At 62.7% G+C, this 17,082-nt stretch carries 16 protein-coding genes; 9 read left to right on the top strand and 7 right to left on the bottom strand.

What is annotated here, in order from left to right:
* Window positions 1-3: 3 nt before the first annotated feature.
* Window positions 4-1,440, bottom strand: coding sequence for a cytochrome ubiquinol oxidase subunit I (locus tag APH36_RS20130; RefSeq protein ID WP_025754001.1), 1,437 nt, complete (start codon window positions 1,438-1,440; stop codon window positions 4-6).
* Between the two features lie 345 nt (window positions 1,441-1,785).
* Between APH36_RS20130 and APH36_RS20135 the strand changes: the two genes are divergently transcribed.
* The 5 genes from APH36_RS20135 to APH36_RS20155 all read left to right on the top strand — a co-directional run bounded on the left by APH36_RS20135 (window position 1,786) and on the right by APH36_RS20155 (window position 7,108).
* Window positions 1,786-3,006, top strand: coding sequence for an MFS transporter (locus tag APH36_RS20135; protein WP_060499991.1), 1,221 nt, complete (start codon window positions 1,786-1,788; stop codon window positions 3,004-3,006).
* 223 nt (window positions 3,007-3,229) lie between these two features.
* The gene (locus APH36_RS20140; RefSeq protein WP_060499992.1) at window positions 3,230-4,525 is read left to right on the top strand and encodes an NCS2 family permease; all 1,296 of its coding nucleotides are present in this window, start codon (window positions 3,230-3,232) and stop codon (window positions 4,523-4,525) included.
* Window positions 4,522-5,607, top strand: coding sequence for a tRNA (uridine(54)-C5)-methyltransferase TrmA (gene trmA, locus APH36_RS20145; RefSeq protein ID WP_060499993.1), 1,086 nt, complete (start codon window positions 4,522-4,524; stop codon window positions 5,605-5,607). Before APH36_RS20140 ends, trmA begins: the two co-directional genes overlap by 4 nt.
* A 57-nt stretch (window positions 5,608-5,664) precedes the next feature.
* Complete coding sequence (locus tag APH36_RS20150) at window positions 5,665-6,570, top strand: LysR family transcriptional regulator (protein WP_060499994.1); 906 nt, start codon at window positions 5,665-5,667, stop codon at window positions 6,568-6,570.
* 103 nt (window positions 6,571-6,673) lie between these two features.
* Window positions 6,674-7,108, top strand: a complete 435-nt coding sequence (locus tag APH36_RS20155; protein ID WP_060499995.1) for a cupin domain-containing protein — start codon at window positions 6,674-6,676, stop codon at window positions 7,106-7,108.
* A gap of 34 nt (window positions 7,109-7,142) precedes the next feature.
* Here the strand turns inward: APH36_RS20155 and pcaG are convergent, their stop codons facing one another.
* Together pcaG and pcaH are read right to left on the bottom strand one after the other, a co-directional pair.
* On the bottom strand, window positions 7,143-7,748 hold the full coding sequence (pcaG, locus tag APH36_RS20160; RefSeq protein WP_060499996.1) for a protocatechuate 3,4-dioxygenase subunit alpha: 606 nt from the start codon (window positions 7,746-7,748) through the stop codon (window positions 7,143-7,145).
* A 10-nt stretch (window positions 7,749-7,758) separates the two neighbouring features.
* Window positions 7,759-8,478, bottom strand: coding sequence for a protocatechuate 3,4-dioxygenase subunit beta (pcaH, locus tag APH36_RS20165; protein ID WP_003251597.1), 720 nt, complete (start codon window positions 8,476-8,478; stop codon window positions 7,759-7,761).
* A 200-nt stretch (window positions 8,479-8,678) separates the two neighbouring features.
* Here pcaH and APH36_RS20170 point away from each other — a divergent pair, with 200 nt between their 5' ends.
* Both APH36_RS20170 and APH36_RS20175 read left to right on the top strand, forming a co-directional pair.
* Entirely contained in the window at window positions 8,679-9,572 is an 894-nt protein-coding gene (locus APH36_RS20170; protein WP_060499997.1) for a neutral zinc metallopeptidase, read from the top strand.
* 173 nt (window positions 9,573-9,745) lie between these two features.
* Entirely contained in the window at window positions 9,746-11,665 is a 1,920-nt protein-coding gene (locus APH36_RS20175) for a methyl-accepting chemotaxis protein (protein ID WP_060499998.1), read from the top strand.
* A 119-nt stretch (window positions 11,666-11,784) separates the two neighbouring features.
* Here APH36_RS20175 and ggt read toward each other — a convergent pair whose 3' ends face one another.
* The 3 genes from ggt to APH36_RS20190 form a co-directional block, all read right to left on the bottom strand.
* A complete protein-coding gene (gene ggt / locus APH36_RS20180; RefSeq protein WP_060499999.1) occupies window positions 11,785-13,452 on the bottom strand; it encodes a gamma-glutamyltransferase in 1,668 nt (555 codons plus the stop codon).
* 117 nt (window positions 13,453-13,569) lie between these two features.
* A complete protein-coding gene (locus APH36_RS20185) occupies window positions 13,570-14,466 on the bottom strand; it encodes a LysR family transcriptional regulator (RefSeq protein ID WP_028699858.1) in 897 nt (298 codons plus the stop codon).
* A gap of 30 nt (window positions 14,467-14,496) precedes the next feature.
* On the bottom strand, window positions 14,497-15,087 hold the full coding sequence (locus APH36_RS20190; RefSeq protein WP_060500016.1) for an NAD(P)H-dependent oxidoreductase: 591 nt from the start codon (window positions 15,085-15,087) through the stop codon (window positions 14,497-14,499).
* A gap of 163 nt (window positions 15,088-15,250) precedes the next feature.
* Here APH36_RS20190 and APH36_RS20195 point away from each other — a divergent pair, with 163 nt between their 5' ends.
* On the top strand, window positions 15,251-15,565 hold the full coding sequence (locus tag APH36_RS20195; protein ID WP_016713437.1) for a putative quinol monooxygenase: 315 nt from the start codon (window positions 15,251-15,253) through the stop codon (window positions 15,563-15,565).
* On the opposite strand, the gene APH36_RS20200 is transcribed toward APH36_RS20195, so the two are convergent.
* Entirely contained in the window at window positions 15,555-16,319 is a 765-nt protein-coding gene (locus tag APH36_RS20200) for a sulfite exporter TauE/SafE family protein (RefSeq protein WP_060500017.1), read from the bottom strand. The two genes, APH36_RS20195 and APH36_RS20200, sit on opposite strands and share 11 nt — an antisense overlap.
* A 138-nt stretch (window positions 16,320-16,457) precedes the next feature.
* Between APH36_RS20200 and APH36_RS20205 the strand changes: the two genes are divergently transcribed.
* Window positions 16,458-17,069: a CDP-alcohol phosphatidyltransferase family protein gene (locus APH36_RS20205; protein ID WP_060500000.1), complete on the top strand. Its 612-nt coding sequence runs from the start codon at window positions 16,458-16,460 to the stop codon at window positions 17,067-17,069.
* Window positions 17,070-17,082: the final 13 nt, after the last annotated feature.

Raw genomic sequence — 17,082 nt, forward strand, 5'->3', positions numbered from 1 at the left:
GGCTCAGTCCTCCTTGCTCAGGCTGGCAGTCTTGGCCTCATGGCCATCATCGGCGGCAGACAACGGCCGCGCCGGCGTACGTTTCTGGCCAGGGCCGCCCGGTGTGTGTTCGTCGCCTTCGCCGGTCTGGGGCCCTTTGCGCACCAGGCGCATCATGTAGCCAAGGCCGGTACCGAACAGGGCGAAGTACACCACCACGAACGCCACCAGGGTGAAGCCAAGCTGTGCATAACTGTGGTTGGACACACCATCCGCCGTACGCATCAGGCCATACACCACCCAAGGCTGGCGCCCTATTTCGGTGGTGAACCAGCCGGCCAGCAAGGCGATCAGCCCGGAAGGCCCCATCCATAGCGCCAGGTACAGGAACGGGCGCGAGGTGTAGAGCGTGCCGCGCTTGCGCAGCCACAGGCTCCACAGGCCGACGAAGATCATCAGGAAACCAAGCCCGACCATGATGCGGAACGACCAGAAGACGATGGTCGAGTTGGGCCGGTCCTCAGGTGGGAATTCCTTCATCGCCGGCACCTGCTTGTCCAGGCTGTGGGTGAGGATCAGGCTACCGAGCGCCGGGATTTCCAGTTTGAAGTGCGTGGTTTCGGCCTTCATGTCGGGGATGCCGAACAGGATCAACGGGGTCGGCTCGCCGGGCACGTTCTCCCAGTGGCCTTCGATGGCAGCGATTTTCACCGGCTGGTGCTTGAGCGTGTTCAGGCCATGGAAGTCGCCTATCACCGCCTGGATAGGGGCCACGATCAACGCCATCCACATGGCCATCGACAGCATCTTGCGCACCGCCGGGTTGTCACGCCCGCGCAGCAGGTGCCAAGCCGCCGAGGCGCCGACGAAGAACGCCGTGGAGACGAACGCAGCGGTGGCCATATGCATCAGGCGGTAGGGGAAGGAGGGGTTGAACACCACCGCAAACCAGTCCACCGGCACCACCCGGCCATCAATGATCTCGTGGCCTTGCGGGGTTTGCATCCAGCTGTTGGAGGCGAGAATCCAGAAGGTGGATACCAGCGTGCCCAGTGCGACCATGCAGGTGGAGAAAAAGTGCAAGCCGCGGCCTACACGGTTCCAGCCAAACAGCATGACGCCGAGGAAGCCCGCTTCGAGGAAGAAGGCGGTCAGCACCTCGTAGGTCAGCAATGGCCCGGTCACGGCGCCGGCGAACTCGGAGAAGCGGCTCCAGTTGGTACCGAACTGGTAGGCCATGACCAGGCCCGAGACCACGCCCATGCCGAAATTGACGGCGAAAATTTTCGACCAGAAGTGATAGAGGTCACGGTAGACCTGGTTGTGGGTCCGCAGCCAGAGGCCTTCGAGGACTGCCAGGTAGCTCGCCAGGCCAATGGTGATGGCCGGGAACAGGATGTGGAACGACACGGTAAAGGCAAACTGCATTCGGGCGAGCTCTAGGGCCTCTATTCCGAACATGGTGCTTCCTCTTCAGATAATCCGGCGTCCGGGCTTGTGGCCTCAGTCGCCCACTGCCCCCACTGGGTCGAGTACGGCGTGTTGGAATTGTTCTGTTCGATCGCAGGGATTCCGGCCCAAAGGGCCTATTCGTTGAATCTGGAACGATTGATCCAGATCAACGAATGCTAGGAAGCATAGTCCCGAATGGCCCGGCAAGCCGTGTGGTTGATTGCCGCGTGACCGGTTGCCACACCCTCTTTCATTACGGGTGAAAAAGTGCAGATCCGGGCAAACAGTAACCGTTTGTTACAAACAGATGATACGCTGCGCCCCCCTCTACTGCGCCGAGGCCCCTGGTTTCCGATGTCTGATTCCGCACCGCAGTTGTTACGTCACCACCGCCCTTTCCTGGCGTTCTGGCTGGCCCGTGTGTTTACCGCCAGCGGCTTCCAGATGCTCACCGTGGCCATTGGCTGGCACCTCTATCAATTGACCGGCAACGTGCTGGACCTGGGCCTTGTCGGCCTGGTGGAATTTGCACCACGGGTGCTGTTCATGCTGCACACCGGGCATGTGGCCGACCGCTATGACCGGCGCAAAGTCGCCGCCCTGTGCCAGAGCCTGCAGGGGCTGATCGCCCTGGCGCTGGCGGTGGGTAGCGCGACTGACAGCGTCACCCGAGAACTCATTTTCGCCCTGGCCTTCCTGCTGGGTGCCACACGCTCGTTCGAAATGCCGGCGACTCAGGCGCTGTTGCCCAACGTGGTGCCGCCTGGGCTGTTCCCAAGGGCGGTGGCGGCGTCGGCGTCAGCCACCCAGTCGGCGACTATCGTGGCGCCAGCGGTGGGCGGCTTCCTGTATGCCTTTGGCAGCATCTGGGTGTATGGCCCCACCGTGGCCCTGTACGCCATCGCCTGCGTGCTCACCCTGAGCCTGCAGGCACGCGGCCAGGTCGTGCAGCGCGGGCGGGCCAGCATCGAATCGCTGCTGGCCGGCATTCGCTTCATCCGCAGCCGGCCTGACATCCTCGGCGCAATCTCGCTGGACCTGTTTGCCGTTCTGCTGGGTGGGGCCACCGCGCTGCTGCCGGTGTTCGCCAAGGACATCCTGCTGACCGGCCCGCTGGGCCTCGGCCTTTTGCGTTCGGCGCCGGCAGTGGGCGCATTGCTGATGTCGGTGTGGCTGGCGCGCTTCCCGTTCGAGCGCAATGTGGGGCGCACCATGTTCACGGCAGTCGGCGTGTTCGGCGTGGCGACCATCGCCTTCGGCCTGTCGACCTCGTTCTGGTTCTCGCTGGCGGTGCTGGTGGTGCTGGGCGCGGCGGACATGATCAGCATGGTGATTCGCGGGGCTTTCGTGCAACTGGAAACGCCGGATGAAATGCGCGGGCGGGTGAGCGCTGTGAACGGGTTGTTCATTGGTGCCTCGAACCAGCTCGGTGAGTTCGAATCCGGGGTGACGGCGCACTGGTTTGGCACAGTGCCAGCGGTGGTGATGGGCGGAGTGGGCACGTTGGTGGTGACCGGGGTGTGGATAAAACTGTTCCCAACACTGGCAAAACGGGATCGGTTGCATAACAACTGAATGGGTGGCCTATGCCGGCCTCTTCGCGGGCTAGCCCGCTCCCACAGGGATTGCACAGGCTAATAAAAACCCATTCCCCAACGGCCATAGGCCCCCGCCGAGCATGCTGGTATCATTCGCGGCTTTTTTCCTCCCCACACAAAACCACGGCAACCGGTACGGTCTGTGCTTTGCTGATGGGGTCGATACATTCATGGCGCCGGGGGCGCCTTGGGGAGCGGGCATGCTGGAAAGGCTGTTTCAACTAAGAGCACACAACACCAACGTACGCACGGAGATTCTTGCGGGCGTCACTACCTTCCTGGCCATGGCCTACATCCTGTTCGTCAACCCGAGCATCCTCGGCGAGACCGGGATGGACAAGGGCGCGATCTTTGTGGCCACGTGCCTGGCAGCGGCCATCGGGTCCACCACCATGGGCCTGATCGCCAACTACCCGATCGCCCTGGCGCCGGGCATGGGCCTGAACGCGTTCTTCACCTACACCGTGGTGCTGCACATGGGCCACACCTGGCAAGTTGCGCTGGGCGCGGTGTTTTTGTCGGCGGTGATGTTCTTCCTGTTGTCGATCTTCCGCATCCGCGAATGGATCGTGAACAGTATCCCGCTGCCGCTGCGTTCGGCGATTGCCGCGGGTATTGGTCTGTTCCTGGCATTGATCGCCCTGCATAACGCCGGCATTGTCGTCGATAACCCGGCAACCCTGGTTGGCCTGGGCGACCTCAAGCAGCCTGCACCGATCCTCGCCACCCTGGGCTTCTTCCTGATCGTGGGGCTTGAGTCGCTGAAAGTACGCGGCGCCGTGCTGATCGGCATTCTGGCAGTGACCATCGCCTCAATCGTGATGGGCGTGACGCCGTTTGCCGGCATCGTCTCCATGCCGCCTTCGCTGGCACCGACCTTTCTGCAGCTGGATGTCGCCGGCGCGCTGGACGTGGGCCTGGTCAGCGTGATCTTCGCCTTCCTGTTCGTCGACCTATTCGACAACTCCGGCACCCTGATCGGCGTGGCCAAGCGCGCCGGGCTGATGGGCAAGGACGGCCACATGCCGAAGATGGGCCGCGCCCTGATCGCCGACAGCACAGCCGCCATGGCCGGTTCGCTGCTGGGCACCTCGACCACCACCAGCTACATTGAATCCGCTGCGGGCGTCAGCGCCGGTGGCCGCACCGGTCTGACCGCTATCGTGGTTGCCGTGTTGTTCCTACTGGCGTTGTTCTTCGCCCCGCTGGCCGGAAGCGTGCCTGCGTTCGCCACCGCTCCGGCGCTGCTGTTCGTCGCCGTGCTGATGGCCTCGGGCCTGGCAGAAATAAACTGGGACGATGTCACCGAAGCCGCGCCAGTGGTCGTGACCGCCCTGGCCATGCCACTGACCTATTCGATCGCCAACGGCATCGCCTTCGGCTTCATTTCCTGGACCGCCGTCAAGCTGATCTCCGGCCGCCACCGCGACCTGAACCCGGCCCTGGTGATCCTTTCCATCCTGTTCGTCATCAAGCTGGGCTGGTTCAACGCATGAGTGCTGCTTTCGACCCCTCCTCCTACGCCACCCAGCTGGACGCCAAGGTAGCCCGGCTGCGCGAGCTGCTGGCGCCGTTCGGCGCACCAGAGCCGGCTGTTTTCGACTCGCCGCGCGAGCACTACCGCCTGCGCGCCGAGTTCCGCCTGTGGCGCGAGGATGGCCAGCGCCACTACGCCATGTTTGCCCCGGGCGATAAGCACAAGGCGATCCTGATCGACGATTTCCCCATTGCCAGCCAGCGCATCAATGCACTGATGCCGCGCCTGAAGGCGGCCTGGCAGGCCAGCGAGGAACTGGGCAACCGCCTGTTCCAGGTGGAGTTCCTCACCACCCTGGCCGGCGATGCGATGATCACCATGTGCTACCACCGCCCGCTGGACGAGGCCTGGGAAGTAGAAGCGCGGCAACTGGCTGAAACGCTGGGCGTGAGCGTCATTGGCCGTTCCAAGGGCAAGCGCCTGGTGATCGGCCGCGACTACGCGGTGGAAAAACTCGACGTGGCTGGCCGTGTGTTCAGCTATCGCCAACCGGAAGGCGCGTTCACCCAGCCCAACGGCGCGGTGAACCAGAAGATGCTGAGCTGGGCCTTCGAGGCCATTGGCGAGCGCCAGGACGATCTGCTGGAGCTGTATTGTGGCAACGGCAACTTCACCCTGCCGCTGGCCACCCGCGTGCGCCAGGTGCTGGCGACCGAAATCAGCAAGACCTCGGTCAATGCCGCGCTCAGCAACCTCGACGAGAACGCTGTGGATAACGTGCGTTTGGTGCGCTTGTCGGCCGAAGAGCTGACCCAGGCGCTGAATGAGGTGCGGCCGTTCCGCCGCCTGGAAGGCATCGACCTGAAAAGCTATGACTTCGGTACTGTGTTCGTCGACCCGCCGCGTGCGGGGATGGACCCTGACACCTGCGAGCTGACCCGGCGTTTCGAGCGGATCCTGTACATCTCCTGCAACCCCGAGACACTGGCGCAGAACATTGCCCAGCTGCAAGATACCCACCGTATCGAACGCTGCGCGCTGTTCGACCAGTTCCCGTACACCCATCACATGGAAAGCGGCGTGTTGCTGGTCCGGCGCTGATCCGCTACCCGGTGGGGCCTTCAAGGCTCCACCGGGCGCCTCAGGAGAGCTGTGCCGATGGACCAGTTGAACGCCATGCAAGCCTTTCGCCGGGTCGTCGACCTCGGCAGCTTCAGTGCCGCCGCCAGCCAGGCCGGCCTGTCCCATACCGTGCTGTCACGCCAAGTGAAACAGCTGGAACGCCAGTTGGGCACGCAACTGCTCACCCGCACTACCCGCCGCCTGCACCTGACCGAAGCCGGCACACTCTTCTACCGCCACTGCGTGCAGATCCTCGAGCAGATGCAGGCGATGACCCTGGAGCTTTCCGAACATCAGCAGCAGCCCACGGGTACCCTGCGCCTGGGCGTGGCCACGGCCTTCGGCGAACTTGAACTGGGGCGCTGGCTGCCGGACTTCGTCGAGCACCACCCGCACCTGCAGGTCGAGCTCCATTGCAGCGATCGCTTCATCGACCTGCTGGAAGAACAAATCGATATTTGCCTTCGGATAACCGATCATCTGCCTGACTCCAGCCTGGTAGCCCGCCTGCTGGCCCGCAGCGAGGTGCTGCTGGTGGCTGCGCCACGCTACCTTGAACGCCACGGCACGCCTACTTCCCTCGACACGCTGGTTGGCCATCCCCTGCTCGGCTACAGCAATCTGCCTCACCCACAGCGTCTGTATCTGACCAACCCCGAGGGTGAACAGCGCAATATCCTGATGCCCCGGCGCCTCAGCGCCAACTCGCCGATGGCCTTGCGTGCTGCTGCCATCGGCGGGCTGGGCATTGCCAGCTTTGATCGTTTCATCGTGCATGACGCCTTGCTGGACGGGCGCCTGGTGCCGGTGCTCAAAGGCTGGAAACTGCCACCACGCAACCTGTATGCGGTGTACCCGCAAAGCCGCTACCTGGCACCCAAGGTGCGGGCGTTGCTGGACTATGCGCAAACCTACTACGCACAGCCGAGATGGCAGGACTGATCTGTGCAGAACATGAACAAGTCATGCGCTCCAAGAGGCGTATTTGTGCAGAAACTGTTTGGTTAGGCTTCGTTGCACTGTCACTCAACGAAGGAGCACTACCATGAAAGCATTGCAGGCGATCATTACGGGCGTGGCGCTCGCCACCCTGGCCGTTGGCATCAACGCGGCAGAAAAAACCGTGTCAGTACCCGACAGCGCAGCGCTGAAATGGCAGGACGTACCCAACACCAACGGTGCAGTCAGCTACGCCAATGTTGAAGGGGATATCTTCGGCAAGGGGCCTTATTCGGCCTATGTGAAATTCAGTAAGGGTACCGACAACGACCAGCACCAGCACAGCCAGGCACTGCCGACCGTTGTCCTGAAAGGTACTTTCTACGCGGTGATCGACGGCAAGCGCACTGAGTTTCCCGCAGGATCCTACTACAAGCTGCCGGCCGACCTGGTGCATGAAAGCGGATGCACTGCGACGGCCGATTGCCTGCTGTTCCAGTACCAGGCCGATGCGTTTGACCTGAAGCCTGTGAACAGCTGATAGCCCGGGGCCGCCTTGCGGCCCCAGGTTTTCATCAGAAGTCGAAGAACACCGTCTCACCTTCACCCTGAATACGGATATCAAAGCGATACGCCGTCATCCCGTCCACTTCGCAACGCTTGGCAATCAAGGTTTCACGCCGCTGTGGCTGCTCGATCAGGTTCAGCATCGGGCACTTGGCGTTAGCCTGGGCTTCGTCATCGAAATACAGGCGCGTGTGCAGGTGGATATTGATGCCACGGGCGAACAGGCTGATGTTGATGTGCGGCGCCATCGGCACGCCAGCCGCGTTGTTCACCACACCCGGCTTGACCGTATGCAGGGTCCACTCACCGGCATCAAAAGTGGTGGCGGTGCGACCAAAGCTGTTGAAGGCGTTTTCCAGGTTGTAGGCATCCTGGTATTCGCCGTTGGCGTCGGCTTGCCACACTTCCAGGAACGAGTCGCGCACCAGGTGGCCGTTACCGTCATACACTTGGCCGATCAGCAGAATGTGCTCGCCCGGCGCGTCTGGCTTGGCCAAGCGGTTCCAGATTTCCTGGTCGCGGGTCGGGTTGCCGGCCGCTTCCAGGGCCAGGCCGATGTGCACGTAGGGGCCGGCGGTCTGCGAAGGGGTTTCCGGCAGCAGTTCGATTGGCATGGCGGGGTCCTCAGCAGTTCTCGAAGTGGGTCTTGCGCTGGCCACGCAGCACGATGTCGAAGCGGTAGGCCAGGCAGTCCATCGGGTTGGCGTTGCTCATGTCGAGCTTGGCGATCAGCTGCTGCACGGCTTGCGGGTTGGCGATCGACTTGACGATCGGGCACATCGGGATCAGCGGGTCACCCTCGAAGTACAGCTGGGTGATCAGCTTGGTCGCAATCGACGGGCCACTGATAGCGAAGTGGATGTGCGCCGGGCGCCAGTCGTTCGGGCCGTTGCGCCATGGGTACGGGCCTGGCTTGATGGTGCGGAAGCTGTAGTAGCCGTCACGGTCGGTCAGGCAACGGCCAACGCCACCGAAGTTCGGGTCCAGCGGTGCCAGGTAACGGTCGTTCTTGTGGCGGTAGCGGCCGCCGGCGTTGGCTTGCCACATCTCCACCAGGGTGTTCGGCACAGGCTTGCCGTACTGGTCGACGACGCGGCCGGCAACGATGATGCGTTCGCCGATTGGCAGGCCACCGTTGTTGAAGTTCAGCAGCAGGTCATGGTCGTGGGCACCGAAGCCCAGGTGGGAAAAGTCTGGCCCCGTGGTTTCGCTGATCGACTGTGGAATGCTGACCAGTGCCTGGCGCGGCGAGCGGGCAATGGACGTCTTGTAGTCAGGCGTAAGGGCTTTGGGGTGCCAGTTGCGATCACGGATCACGAAGCGGCTGTTGTCCTGTGCGGGCATGCCGGTTTCCTCTCTTGGAATTATGTGAACGCCTGGGCGTGGCAGGCGGACTTGCAGTTTCAGGCATGTCGCGCGCGATGAATATTGAAATCAGCCCTCTCTAACATAACCATTTGGTTATGGATTAACACCTTGGCCTGACACCTGCTGCTGTCGTGAACTAATCTTTGTCTTCTTGTTTCACGCTCGGGAGAGCACTCATGGAATGGCGAAAAGGCCGACGCAGCGACAACGTGGTCGATGCCCGAGGCGAAGGTGGCGGTGGCGGCGGCATGCGTTTCGGCGGCGGCAAGGGGCTGGGGCTTGGGGCGATCCTGCTGATCGTCGGCATCGGCTGGCTCACCGGGCAGGATCCGCTGCAGATTCTTGGCCAGCTCGCCGGCCAGATGGAGCAGCAACAGACGCAGGTTGCACCGAGTGGTGCGGGTGGCAAGGCGCCACCGGCCAATGACCAGCAGGCCGAATTCGTTGCCTCGATCCTGGGCGACACCGAAGACACCTGGAAAGCCTTGTTTGCCGAAGCCGGCCAACAGTACCGCGACCCCAAGCTGGTGCTGTTCAGTGGCCAGGTCAATTCAGCCTGTGGTTTCGCCTCGGCGGCAGTGGGGCCGTTCTATTGCCCGGCAGACCAGCGGGTGTACCTGGACATGTCGTTCTTCCGCGAAATGGAAACCCGCTTTGCTGCCGCTGGCGACTTCGCTCAGGCCTACGTGATCGCACACGAAATCGGCCACCATGTGCAAACGCTGCTGGGCGTTTCGGCCAAGGTGGATGCCGCGCGCCGCAACGGCCAGCGCATGGAAGGCGACAACGGCCTGCTGGTGCGCCAGGAGCTGCAAGCCGACTGCCTGGCCGGTGTGTGGGCCTACCAGGCGCAAAAGCGCCTGAACTGGCTGGAACCAGGCGACGTCGAGGAAGCGCTGAACGCAGCCAATGCCATTGGCGATGACCGCCTGCAGCAGCAAGGCCGCGGGCGCGTGGTGCCGGACTCGTTCACCCATGGCACGTCGGCACAGCGGGTGCGCTGGTTCAAAGCCGGGTTTGCCCAAGGTGAGGTGAACAGCTGCGATACCTTCAGCGCGCGTAGTCTCTGAAAATGCCGGGGCTGCATTGCAGCCCCAATTTATCCAATTACAAATCTGCTGAAAAAGCGTTTCAGCTTCACTGTTCATTGCCGATAACCCCTGCACGAGTCAGCGGGCACCCAGAACAACAACGCCTTGCGATCGAAGATCAAGAGAGCAAAAACTACTTCTGGAGTGCGTGCATGAACAGCTGGTTCGCCAACATCAGCGTCAACCTCAAACTCGGCCTGGGCTTCGGCCTGGTGCTGGTCCTCACCGGCCTGCTGGCCCTCACCGGCTGGACCAGCCTGGGCAGCCTGATCGACCGCAGCAACTGGATGGGCGACATCGGCCAGCTGAACAAGGACCTCACCGACCTGCGCATTGCGCGCCTGCAGTACATGATCGCCAACGGCGACGATGCCGCCGCCGCCAACACCCAGACCAAACTGGACGCCTTCAGCAAGCAACAGGCTTACCTGGCCAGCACCTTCAAGAGCCCGGAAAACATCAAGCTGCTGAATGAACTGGGCGAAACCATCAGCGCCTACAAGCTGTCGCTGAACAAGATGCGCCAGGGCTACGACGCCACCCGTACCGCGCGCACGGCGATGGACAGCTCAGCAACCCGCGCCGACCAGGCCATGGACATCCTCAGCCAGGAAGTGATGGCTCGCCCCGAGGCCGACAGCGTACGCCTGGCCCAGTACCAGCTGATCAGCAAGGCCCGCCAGCAACTGTTGCAGGTGCGCATCGATGTGCGCGGCTACATTGCCGACAACACTGCCGCCAACGAGCAGGCGGCCCTGCGCCAGCTGGATGCGGCGCTGGCCGATATCGACAACCTCAAGCGCCAGCTGCCCGCCGAAGATGCCCGCCTGCAACAGTTCGAGCGCTCGGTGCTGGCCTACCGCGACGCCGTCCGCCAATTCCGCGACGCAGTCGCCGACATCAGCACCTCACGCGCCGAAATGACCGTACAGGGTGCCGACATCGTCAAGCGCAGTGATGCGCTGTACCAGATCCAGCTGGAGCGCCGCGACATCGAAAGCACCCAGGCCCGCAGCCTGCAGGCCATCGCCACGTTGCTGGCGCTGTTGGTTGGCGTGCTGGCAGCGGTGCTGATCACCCGCCAGATCACCGGCCCGCTGCGTGAAACCCTGGGCGCGGTGGAAAAGATCGCCAGCGGCGACCTCACCCAACACCTGCGCGTCACCCGGCGCGATGAGTTGGGGGTGTTGCAGCAAGGCATCGCACGCATGGGCACCACCCTGCGCGAGCTGATCACCGGCATTCGCGATGGCGTCACCCAGATCGCCAGCGCCGCCGAAGAGCTGTCGGCAGTCACCGAACAGACCAGCGCGGGCGCCAACAGCCAGAAGGTCGAGACCGACCAGGTGGCCACCGCCATGCACGAAATGGCCGCCACCGTTCAGGAAGTGGCACGCAACGCCGAGCAGGCCTCGCATGCCGCCACCGGTGCCGACGACGAAGCCCGTGCCGGCGATCGCGTGGTGGGCGAGGCGATTGGCCAGATCGAGCGCCTGGCCGAAGACATGCACCGCTCCACCGAAGCCATGAACCTGCTGCAGCAGGAAAGCCAGAAGATCGGCAGCGTGATGGACGTGATCAAGTCGGTGGCCGAACAGACCAACCTGCTGGCGCTGAACGCGGCGATCGAGGCCGCGCGTGCCGGCGAGGCCGGGCGTGGTTTTGCCGTGGTCGCCGACGAAGTACGCGGCCTGGCCCAGCGCACGCAGAAGTCCACCGAAGAAATCGAAGAGCTGATTGCCAGCCTGCAACATGGCACCCAGCAAGTGGCGAACGCCATGCACGGCAGCCGTACCCTCACCGACAGCAGTGTCGAGCTGGCACGCAAGGCCGGGGCTTCGCTGGAGAGCATCACCAGCACGGTGTCGAGCATCCAGTCGATGAACCAGCAGATTGCGGCGGCGGCAGAGCAGCAAAGCGCGGTGGCTGAAGAGATCAGCCGCAGCATTCTGAATGTGCGTGATGTGTCGGAGCAGACGGCAGCGGCCAGTGACGAAACCGCGGCGTCCAGTGTGGAACTGGCGCGGCTGGGTGGGCAGTTGCAGACGCTGGTCAGCCAGTTCCGCGTCTGACCATAAGATAGCATTCGCGGGCAAGCCCGCTCCCACAGGTACAGCGCAATATCTGAAGATTGCACGAACCCTGTGGGAGCCGGCTTGCCCGCGAATGCGTCAGCACTGCCTACAGTGCTCTATTTGACGATCATCCCCACCCCACGCCCACGCGGATCGGAGGCGGTCTCAAGCTTCGCCCCGTCCACCCGGATCGCCTGGATATCCCCCATCTCCCAGCCCTGGTCCTCCAGCACATAACCCATCTTCTTCAACTTATCTGCCTCCGGCCCGGTCAACGGCGCATAGGCATCAAAGTAAATGGTGTCCTTGGGCAGCAACTGATGGTGCACGCGCTGCGCCGCCACCGCCTTGTCCAGCGGCATGCCGTAGTCGTACAGGTTGTTCATCACCTGGAAGATCGAGGTAAAGATCCGCGAGCCACCCGGCGTGCCGATTACCAGCACCACCTTGCCATCGCGGGTCATCAGGCTAGGGCTCATCGACGACAGCATACGCTTGCCCGGTTCGATGGCATTGGCATCGCCCCCCACCACACCAAAGGCATTCGCCGCCCCCGGCTTGGCGCTGAAGTCATCCATCTCGTCGTTGAGCAGGAAGCCTGCCCCCTTCACCACCACGCCACTGCCGTAGTCGAGGTTGAGGGTGTAGGTGTTGCTGACCGCGTTGCCCTGCTTGTCGACGATGGAGAAGTGCGTGGTCTGGTGCGGCTCAAGGCCCGGCTTGACCTTGTCGGTGTCGGAAATGGCCTTCGGGTTGACCTGCGCGGCACGCTTGGCCAGGTAGTCCTTGGCCACCAGTTTATCCACAGGTACCTTGGTGAACGCCGGGTCACCGAGGTAGTCGGCGCGGTCGGCGAACACGCGCTTCTCGATCTCGGCCAACAGGTGAATGTACTGCGCCGAGTTGTGCGCTACCCCTTTGAAGTCCGCCGCGCGGTCTTCCTTGATGCCCAGCAGCTGGGCCAGGGCCACACCGCCAGAGCTTGGCGGTGGCGCGGTGTAGACCACGTTGCCACGCCAGCTCACGGCCATCGGCTCACGCCATACGGCCTTGTAGTCCTTCAGGTCTTCTTTGGTGATCAGGCCCTTGTCGGCCTTCATCTGCGCCACCAGCAGGTCGGCGGTCTTGCCTTGGTAGAACTCGCTCACGCCCTTGTCAGCGATACGTTCCAGTGTCTGGGCCATTTCTGGCTGTTTGAACAGTTCACCGACCTTCATGCTGCCGAAATAGTCGTTGAAGTTGGTCGCCGTCTTGAACATGCCTTGGGCATCGTTGCGGTACTGGTACTGCTTTTCCGCCACCTTGAAGCCGTTTTTCGCATAGCCGATGGCCGGGGTCAGCAGCTCGCTCCAGGGCAGCTTGCCGAACTTCTTGTGTGCCTCCCACAGGCCCATCACGGTGCCGGGCACACCTGCTGCACGCACCCCGACCAGGCTGAGGTTCTCGATGACTTCGCCCTTGTCATCCAGGTACATGTCGCGCGTGGCGGCCTTTGGCGCGACTTCGCGGTAATCGAGGAAGTAAGGCTTGCCGTCGACGAACAGGGTCATGAACCCGCCACCACCAATGTTGCCAGCTTCAGGGTACGTCACCGCCAAGGTGAAGGCAGTGGCCACCGCGGCATCCACCGCGTTACCACCCTTTTTCAGAACATCGGCAGCCACCTGTGCACCATATTGATCGGGGGCAGCCACCGCGCCCCCCTCCAGCGTGGCGGCGTAAACCGAGGAACAGCTCAGGATCGAGGCTGCGAGAGCCAGGTACTGGAACGGAACAATACGCATGACACTTCCTTGGTGTTGTTTTTGTTGAGCAGTCAGTAAGGCCGAAGCGGTTCGACTGCGCAATAACACGCAGGAAGTTTCGCCGCCTGCGGACAGGATCTGTCGCGTTCAGGCAACTCAGCAGGCGTACATCGCCAGCTTGCGCTGGATGAAATCAAGGAAGCACTGGATACGCAATGCCAGCTGGGTGTTGCGGTAGTACACCGCGTGAATCGGTTGGCGATAGCCATTGTTGGCCTCGCTCAGCAGCACCTGCAGGCGCCCGGTGCGAATGTCCTCGTGGGTCATGAAGTGCGACAGACTGACGATGCCCTCGCCGGCCAGCGCCAGCTGGCGCAGGGTCTCGCCACTGGAGGCGATCAGCGCCGGGCGAATGCTCCAACGGTCACCCTGGGCATGGCGCAGTGGCCACTGGTTGAGCGATTCGGGCTGGCTGAAACCCAGCAGGCAATGGTTGGCCAGGTCCTCGACCTGCTGCGGTGTACCGTGCTGCTCAAGGTAAGCCGGGCTGGCCAGCACCTGCACCGGGCTGCAACCGAGGTTGCGTGCGTGCAGGCTGGAGTCGGCCAGCTCACCGATGCGGATGGCCACGTCGGTGCTCTGCTCCAGCAGGTCGATGATCAGGTCGTCGGTGTTCAGCTCCAGCTCGATACCCGGGTACTGGCGGCGAAACTCGCCGATCCACGGCAAGATGGCATGCAGCATGAACGGCGCGGCCGCATTGATGCGCAGGCGCCCGGTAGCGGTCTGGCGGTTCATCGACAGGCGCTCTTCCATCTCGTCCATCTGCTCCAGTACCTGCCGCGAACGCTCAAGGAAAAAGCGCCCTTCCTCGGTCAGGTCCATACGCCGGGTGGTGCGGTTGACCAAGGTAGTGCCGAGCTTGCCCTCCAGGCGCGACAAGGTACGGCTGACGGCGGACGGGGTCTGGCCCATCTGCTCGGCAGCGGCAGAGATCGAGCCGCAGTCGATGACGGCGACGAACACCTGGAGCTCTTCGGATCGGGTTTTCACATTCTGGCCTGCGGCAGCTACTTGTCTGGATTAGATCGCCTTGCCGAACACCTTGTCCAGATGTGCCTCATAAGCCGCCAGTGCCGCCGGTACATCCGGGCGTTTCATCACATCCACCGCCAGGAAGGTCGGCAGGCCGGTCATGCCAAGGAACTGGTTGGCCTTGTGGAACGGGAAGTACACGGCATCCACACCCTTGCCTTCGAAGAAGTCGGCAGGGTCATCGAATGCCTGCTGCGGCGCGTTCCAGGTCAGCGACAGCATGTACTGCTTGCCATGCACCAAACCACCGCTGCCGTACTTTTGCGAGTGGTCCGAACGGGTGCGGCCATCGTTGGCGTAAAGGCTACCATGGCCAGCGGTGAAGACTTCATCGATGTACTTCTTCACGGTCCAGGGCGCGCCCATCCACCACCCCGGCATTTGATAGATGATGACATCGGCCCAGAGGAACTTCTCCACTTCAGCCTGCACGTCGTAGCCGCCGTCGATGAAAGTCTCCTGCACATCGAAACCGGCGCGGTCCAGGTGAGCGATGGCCGCTTCGTGTAAGGTCGCGTTGAGGCGACCATCGGAGTGAGCGAACTGTTTACCACCATTGAGCAGAAGGATCTTTTTCATGCTGGCCTCCCCGGCCGGGTCAGAATTCATGCCGGCAGGTTAGAGACTCATGGGGGTGGGATATAGCGGTAACGAGGCAAAATACAATTGACCAGAAGTCACGAATGCGCACCTTATTATTGCCGTAGAATCGGTTCACCTTCCCATCACCGAGTAGCGCCCCATGAGCGAGCAGTTCGCCTTCATCCTCAAAGCCAAGACCCGCCCGGAAATGGCTGACGCCTTCGAAAACCTGTTCCGCCCTTATGTCGAGCCAAGCCGCCAGGAGCCGGGCTGCATCGAGTACCACATGCTGCGTGACCAGCAGGACCCGAGCCTGTTCGTGTTCTTCGAAGTGTGGGCCGACCAGGCTGCGCTGGATGTGCATTCGGCCCTGCCGCACATGGCCGCGTTCTTCGAAAAGCGCATGGATTACCTGGAGCGCGATTTCGATATCCAGCGGGTCGACATGCTCAGCGCCTCAAGCGCTAGCCGTTGATCAGCAAATGGCCGCCCAGTGCGGCCAGGCCGATGAAAAAGCAACGTTTGAACACCAGCGCGCTGATGCGTTGACGCAACCACTGGCCCACCAGCATGCCGAGCAGGGCTGGCGCCAGCATCAGCAGCGAAGCTCCCAACGCCTGGCCACCGAGGGCATCCTGCCCGGCCAGGCCAACGGCCAGCGCCAGGGTCGAAACCGTGAACGACAGGCCCAAGGCCTGGATCATTTGCTCGCGGCTCAGCCCCAGGCTCTGCAGGTAGGGCACAGCCGGTATCACGAATACACCGGTTGCCGCCGTGATTACCCCCGTCACCAGCCCGCAGGCTGGCCCCAGCCAACGTTCGTGCCTCGCCGCCAGATGCAAGCCTGGGCCGAGCAGCCCGTACACTGCATACACCAGCAAGGCCGCACCCAACGCGTGCACGGCCCATGGACCACTGTTGATCCCCAACCAGGCACTGCCCAGCAAGGTGCCGATGAAGATCAGCGCCAACATCGGCACCAACCGCGCCAGCAACGCTCGCAGGTGCCCACCACTTGCCAATTGCCAAAGGTTGGTGAGGGTCGAAGGCACGATCAGCAGCGCAGCAGCCTGCGCCGGTGACATCGCCAGACCCAGCAGGCCCATGGCGATGGTCGGCATACCCAGGCCGATCACCCCTTTGACGGCGCCGGCCAGCAGGAAGGTCAGCACCACCAGAAGCGAGAGCGCTGGGCCAATGTTCTGGTAGAAAGCGAGCAAGGTAGTCATGGGCCGATAATGGCGTGCGCCGAGCGCGCTGAAAACCCCGGCCTCAACCAATGTGAGCAATTTCTCGGCCACTCACTTGCAGCCAGCAAAATCCTCGGCACACAATCGGCCCATCGCACCACTAAAAAGGACTTTCCAGTGGCATCGATCTACCAGCTCAAACCACGCTTCCAGGCCCTGCTGCGCCCAACCGTCCAGCGCCTGCATGACCGGGGCGTCACCGCCAACCAGGTCACCGTCACCGCCGCCGTGGTATCGATCCTGCTGGGCCTGCTGCTGGCCGCCCTGCCCCATGCCACTTGGTTGTTCATCCTGGTGCCAGTGTGGATGCTGCTGCGCATGGCGCTGAATGCCGTCGACGGCATGCTGGCCCGGGAGTTCGGCCAGCAATCCACCCTCGGCGCCTACCTCAACGAACTCTGCGACGTGATCGCCGACGCCGCCCTGTACCTGCCCTTCGCCCTGCTGGCTGGCGTGTCACCTACGCTGGTGGTGCTGGTGGTGCTGTGCGCCACCTTCAGCGAGTACGCCGGGGTCATGGGCCCGCTGGCCGGCGCATCGCGGCGTTATGACGGCCCCATGGGCAAAAGCGACCGCGCCTTTGCCTTCGGCGTGCTCGGCACCGGCGTCGCCTTTGGCCTGCTGAACGGCAGCTGGATCAATGGCTTGCTGCTGGTCATCCTCGCGCTCTCGCTCTATACCCTCTACAACCGGGTTCGCCAAGGGCTGGCCGAAACCCGCAGAGCCTAAAATCGTCGCAAAA

The sequence above is a fragment of the Pseudomonas sp. NBRC 111133 genome (assembly GCF_001320605.1).
GTDB classification, from domain to species: domain Bacteria; phylum Pseudomonadota; class Gammaproteobacteria; order Pseudomonadales; family Pseudomonadaceae; genus Aquipseudomonas; species Aquipseudomonas monteilii.

Bases quoted from the DNA above. Each gene is read 5' to 3' on its own strand.
- APH36_RS20130 (WP_025754001.1), bottom strand. From the start codon at position 1,440: ATGTTCGGAATAGAGGCCCTAGAGCTCGCCCGAATGCAGTTTGCCTTT.
- APH36_RS20135 (WP_060499991.1), top strand. From the start codon at position 1,786: ATGTCTGATTCCGCACCGCAGTTGTTACGTCACCACCGCCCTTTCCTG.
- APH36_RS20140 (WP_060499992.1), top strand. From the start codon at position 3,230: ATGCTGGAAAGGCTGTTTCAACTAAGAGCACACAACACCAACGTACGC.
- trmA (WP_060499993.1), top strand. From the start codon at position 4,522: ATGAGTGCTGCTTTCGACCCCTCCTCCTACGCCACCCAGCTGGACGCC.
- APH36_RS20150 (WP_060499994.1), top strand. From the start codon at position 5,665: ATGGACCAGTTGAACGCCATGCAAGCCTTTCGCCGGGTCGTCGACCTC.
- APH36_RS20155 (WP_060499995.1), top strand. From the start codon at position 6,674: ATGAAAGCATTGCAGGCGATCATTACGGGCGTGGCGCTCGCCACCCTG.
- pcaG (WP_060499996.1), bottom strand. From the start codon at position 7,748: ATGCCAATCGAACTGCTGCCGGAAACCCCTTCGCAGACCGCCGGCCCC.
- pcaH (WP_003251597.1), bottom strand. From the start codon at position 8,478: ATGCCCGCACAGGACAACAGCCGCTTCGTGATCCGTGATCGCAACTGG.
- APH36_RS20170 (WP_060499997.1), top strand. From the start codon at position 8,679: ATGGAATGGCGAAAAGGCCGACGCAGCGACAACGTGGTCGATGCCCGA.
- APH36_RS20175 (WP_060499998.1), top strand. From the start codon at position 9,746: ATGAACAGCTGGTTCGCCAACATCAGCGTCAACCTCAAACTCGGCCTG.
- ggt (WP_060499999.1), bottom strand. From the start codon at position 13,452: ATGCGTATTGTTCCGTTCCAGTACCTGGCTCTCGCAGCCTCGATCCTG.
- APH36_RS20190 (WP_060500016.1), bottom strand. From the start codon at position 15,087: ATGAAAAAGATCCTTCTGCTCAATGGTGGTAAACAGTTCGCTCACTCC.
- APH36_RS20195 (WP_016713437.1), top strand. From the start codon at position 15,251: ATGAGCGAGCAGTTCGCCTTCATCCTCAAAGCCAAGACCCGCCCGGAA.
- APH36_RS20200 (WP_060500017.1), bottom strand. From the start codon at position 16,319: ATGACTACCTTGCTCGCTTTCTACCAGAACATTGGCCCAGCGCTCTCG.